The sequence below is a fragment of the SAR324 cluster bacterium genome, from assembly GCA_029245725.1.
Lineage (GTDB): Bacteria > SAR324 > SAR324 > SAR324 > NAC60-12 > JCVI-SCAAA005.
Window position 1 is genome coordinate 1 of the sequence record JAQWOT010000355.1, and the last position, 4,635, is coordinate 4,635.

The following is a 4,635-nucleotide window of genomic DNA, read 5'->3' on the forward strand; positions in this document are numbered from 1 at the left end:
CAACCAATCCGCATCCATCGTGAAGGCACTCATCGTCCCAACTCCTGCAACCGAGCGTCAAGTTGTGGATACACCCGTCGAGCATTGCCTTCGAAGACTTTTTGTCGATCAACTTCCGATAGATTCAACGCATCCACATAGTGCTTGGTATCATCAAAGAATTGTCCAGTTTCCGGATCAATTCCGCGTACAGCTCCAACCATCTCGGAACCAAAAAGAATGTTTTCGATGTCAATCACCCGAAACAGAAGATCAATCCCCGGCTGGTGGTAAACGCAAGTGTCGAAGAAGACGTTCTTCATCACATGATCAGCCAGCAGCGGTCGTTTGAGCATATCAGCCAAGCCGCGGTAGCGCCCCCAGTGATAGGGCACTGCTCCCCCACCGTGTGGAATGATAAACCGTAAATTCGGAAAATCACTGAACAAATCCCCTTGGATGAACTGCATGAAGGCGGTGGTGTCCGCGTTGATGTAGTGTGCTCCAGTCGCATGGAAGTTTTCGTTACAGGAACCAGAGACGTGAATCATCGCAGGCACATCCAGCTCGACCATCTTTTCAAAGAAGGGATACCAACTCTTGTCAGTCAGCGGCTTGGAAGTCCAGTGTCCACCCGAAGGATCTGGGTTGAGGTTGCAGCTGACAAAACCCAATTCCAGGACGCAGCGCTCCAGTTCAGCAATTGAATTCGCAATTGGCACACCAGGTGATTGGGGTAACTGGCAAACACCCACGAAGGTCTCCGGAAAGAGATCAACCACTCGTTTGATCATGTCGTTACAGGCTCGGGTCCAGCTTTGAGAGACCGCTTCATCTCCCAAGTGATGGGCCATCGCCGAGGCTCGAGGCGAGAAAATCGTCATATCAGCCCCACGTTCCCGAATCAACCGCAGTTGGTTCTGTTCGATACTCTCCCGAATCTGATCATCTGAAATCTCTCCAAGCACTGGAAGTGGCTGGGAAGCATCCTTGTAGGCAGCCAACTGTGCATCACGAAATTGCTGCAAGGGCGCAGGTGCCGTCGTGTAGTGTCCGTGGCAATCAATGATCAGCATTTAGATTTCTCTGCTTGAGAGTAAAGTTGAGCCAGCATCTGGTCCAGCAGTGGGAGCAACTCATCCTGTTCCAACGCCTTGGCAAACTGGGGAGCCCAAGCCTGCCTCTCCACCGTTGCCTGGCTCATTTGTGGGTCCAAACCAGCAGCCTGCACCGTCAAGGCGACCTCGCGCATCTCCTCTGCTCGGCGGACACCGTGTTCCAGGGTCCGTGAGATCATGTAGCGCGCATGGCACGGCCAATTCTCCATCGGGAAGAGATTGTTGAGCGAATCCAGCACCTCTTGTTCAACCCCGTAGTGTCGGGCGGAGAGCAGTGACTCTGAGATCAGTGCTTCGAGGCCCTTGATCATCACGCTACGGCACATCTTGGTCGCCGAAGCCTTGCCAATATTGGCATCACAGAAGCCCATTCCTGCAAAGCCCAAGGTCTGACCAATCTCTACGAATGTCAATGCATGTGGACCACCCAGTAGCATCGGGGATTTGCTACGCAGGGGATGGATCGGAGACATCACAGCGGCTTCAACGTATCGACCTCCAGCCCCCTCGATCAGTTGAGCGGCATGGTGCTTGGTCTCTGGAGCGACTGAGTTCAGATCGAGGAACCAGCAGTCCTTGGGCAAAGCTTCTGTGATCGACTGAGCGGCTCTCAGGTCCTGAGCAGCTGTAACTGCACTAATCACGAGCTGTGCATCCGTCACAGATTCTTGGGCCTGCTGATAGCCAACCACGTGAGGACAAGCCAACAGATTTTTACTGGCCGAGCTCTCTTTCTCGGCAAACAGCAGATCAAAGGCAGTCAGTTGAAGCCCAGAAAGCTTACCCAGATCCTCGGCCAGGGTCCGGCCCACTTCCCCAAAACCTAGTAAACAAATGCGCTGAATGGGTCTCACTGACCACTCCACACAGACGAGGGGATCATCACTTCTCCACGCATCAGCATTCTCGCTGTTCGTAAGAGACCCGCACGATGAAGCAAGACCTCGCTTCCCTGTACTCCAACTTCCAAACCGACCGTGAAAAAACCTGTTGGATGTTCCACCTCCAAAGTCACTCTACCAGATTCGGCCAGTAGTCCGGTAACAGCCTGAGCCACGGATCCGGGCAGCACACACGCCGAGGCCAAACTGACCGCCCCCAGCACTCCAATCGCTTCATGCACCCGGTGTGGGATGAAAGTCCGAGTGGCAATCACTCCCCCGTGTTGAGCTTGAGCCACCAGTGACATCTTGGGAACCGTCTTCTTGCTGACATCTCCTAGATTCATCAGCGAACCTGCCTGCAAGCGAATGGATTCAACCCGGCTCTTCAGTTGCGAGTCTGCTTCCAATTCCTCCAGAGTTTCATAGCCTGTCTTGCCCAAATCCTGGGCTGCGATCAGCACGACAGGCATGCCGTTGTCGATGCAGGTGACATGGACTCCATCAATTTGATCGCAGGCCCTGCCTGTCGGTAGCAGGGCACCACAGCTCGAACCAGCGGTGTCCAGAAAATCTAGAAGGACCGGCGCTGCGGTACCAGGAACCCCATCGATCCGGGCTGTCCCTTCGTAGTTGACTTTCCCTTGTGGCGTCTGAACCTGGGCAATAGCCAGGTTGGCCGTATTGACCATGTGGATGCGAATTTCGGTGAGATCACCCTGCGGTTTGACGAGTCCTTTCTCAATGGCAAAGGGACCGACTGCTGCCAGGATATTGCCGCAGTTCTGACTGTCACTGACCTCGGACTTGTCAACGACGACTTGTAGGAAGAGATAGTCGATATCCGCATCGGAGCGAGCGGACTTGGAGACCACCCCCACCTTGCTAGTGAGTGGATGAGCCCCACCCACCCCATCAATCTGACGCAGATCTGGGGAACCCATGGCAGCAAGTAGCACCTGGTCACGTAGTTGGGCATAGTTCGGTAGATCATCACCCAAAAAAATCAGGCCCTTGGAGGTTCCACCACGCATCAGGCAGGCAGGAATTGCTGTCTGCATTTCAGCCCTGCTCAGCATACTTGATGTATTTTAACCCCTTCTCTGCGAGTCGTTCGCGCATCTTGTAGAGATCCAGTCCCAGCACACCAGCCTGGAGTTGGGCACGCTTGTCTTCTTCATTGGCTAGCCGAGCCTGTGCTTTTTGCAGGACCTCGGTAGCCTCAGCCTGTCGGACCACAACCACACCGTCGTCATCTGCGAGGATCAGGTCTCCCGGATACACCAGCGCACCAGCACAAACCAGCGGAGTATTGACGTTTCCCAGCGTCTCCTTGACCGTGCCCTGGGCGAAGATCGCCTTGGACCAGACGGGAAACTTCATTTCGGTCAAGGTTGCTGCATCACGCACCCCGGCATCAATTACCAAGCCAAGTACTCCTCGCGCCTGTAGCGAGTTCGCCAGCAGATCCCCGAAATAGCCATCCTCACACGGGCTCGTGGGAGCCACCACAAGGATGTCTCCAGCCTGACACTGCTCGACCGCCACATGAATCATCCAATTGTCTCCAGGGGCCACCTCACAGGTGACGGCTGTACCCACAATCTTGGCAGGACGGTAGATTGGGCGCAGGTAGGACGCCAGCAGACCCTTGCGACCTTGCGCTTCGTGAACTGTGGCAACATCCAAATCCTGATAGGCCTGAACCAATGCTTCAGGTGGACGCGGAATGTCTGTGATGACAACGGGCATCAGAATATACTCCAGCAAGTGAAAAAACAGCGAAGAGCGCGATCCAAGCAGCTAAAGAGGTAACTACAACTGATTAAGAATCCTCCCGTAGCAAAAAGTTCTCAAGCAAATTTCTGGAAAATTTCGGTATGAATTAAGATCAGAACTAGGCGGGAAGAGAGGATTCTAAGAGAGATCAATCCTCCCGAATCAGGAAATTTGAGAGGATGTCAGAGGGAAAAAAATCCTGAAGTCTCAGAGCGCTAGGAAACGGTCTAAACATCAGGAAAGCCAGGGTCTGCGTTCAAATCAGGGGGAACAGCATTGTGCGCTGACTTCACTGTTGGGCGAGACCTGCCCGCTTCCCCGTCCGTTTCGAGCAGCGATCCGATAGTAGTAGTATTTGTTGTTTGTCAAACCTGTCACATCATATGAACAGGACCCTGATGTACAGGAAGTGATGCCTGAGATTGCAGATAAATCTGGATCCGTAGAAGTATCCAGATTGGGATTGGTGAAAGTAATCACATTCGTGAGGCCACTGCTGGATTTCTCTGCTTGAAAGATCGTGTAGTCAATTGCTCCATCAACTTCGTCCCAGGTTAGTCGAAGAGTTGAGCCTCCTTGACCCGAAACATTGATGTTCTCTACCGCTGGAGGCAACGTAAAATTATAGAGATTGGCTACCTCTGAAGCAGTAAAGGCCCTACCGTAGATTTTGAATTCATCGATGTATCCCTTGTAGTTGGCATCCCGATAACGATTTTGACCAATCTTGATCTTGTCCCACTGTAAGCTACTACCGGACGTATACGGCCAACTTGTTTTCGTAGCTTTCAACACATTGTTTACATACAAATCGATGGAGTCGTTCGCACGGTGAACCACTACCACGTGATACCAAGTGGATTGTTGTAACCGTTGCC

5 protein-coding genes are annotated in these 4,635 nt (G+C 52.9%); all 5 read right to left on the reverse strand.

The genetic code is table 11. The annotated features are described in order from the left end of the window. Positions 1-29: 29 nt before the first annotated feature. The gene (locus tag P8O70_19410) at positions 30-1,052 is read right to left on the reverse strand and encodes an amidohydrolase family protein (GenBank protein ID MDG2199007.1); all 1,023 of its coding nucleotides are present in this window, start codon (positions 1,050-1,052) and stop codon (positions 30-32) included. Then, a complete protein-coding gene (locus tag P8O70_19415; GenBank protein ID MDG2199008.1) occupies positions 1,049-1,951 on the reverse strand; it encodes a DUF1932 domain-containing protein in 903 nt (300 codons plus the stop codon). The genes P8O70_19410 and P8O70_19415 overlap by 4 nt, the downstream gene beginning before the upstream one ends. After that, the gene (locus tag P8O70_19420) at positions 1,948-3,039 is read right to left on the reverse strand and encodes a 4-oxalomesaconate tautomerase (protein ID MDG2199009.1); all 1,092 of its coding nucleotides are present in this window, start codon (positions 3,037-3,039) and stop codon (positions 1,948-1,950) included. The genes P8O70_19415 and P8O70_19420 overlap by 4 nt, the downstream gene beginning before the upstream one ends. Before the next feature lies 1 nt (position 3,040). Next, entirely contained in the window at positions 3,041-3,730 is a 690-nt protein-coding gene (locus P8O70_19425; protein ID MDG2199010.1) for a 4-carboxy-4-hydroxy-2-oxoadipate aldolase/oxaloacetate decarboxylase, read from the reverse strand. A gap of 288 nt (positions 3,731-4,018) precedes the next feature. Continuing rightward, positions 4,019-4,635 (reverse strand): fibronectin type III domain-containing protein (locus P8O70_19430; GenBank protein ID MDG2199011.1); only part of this gene is annotated, 617 nt, incomplete at its 5' end.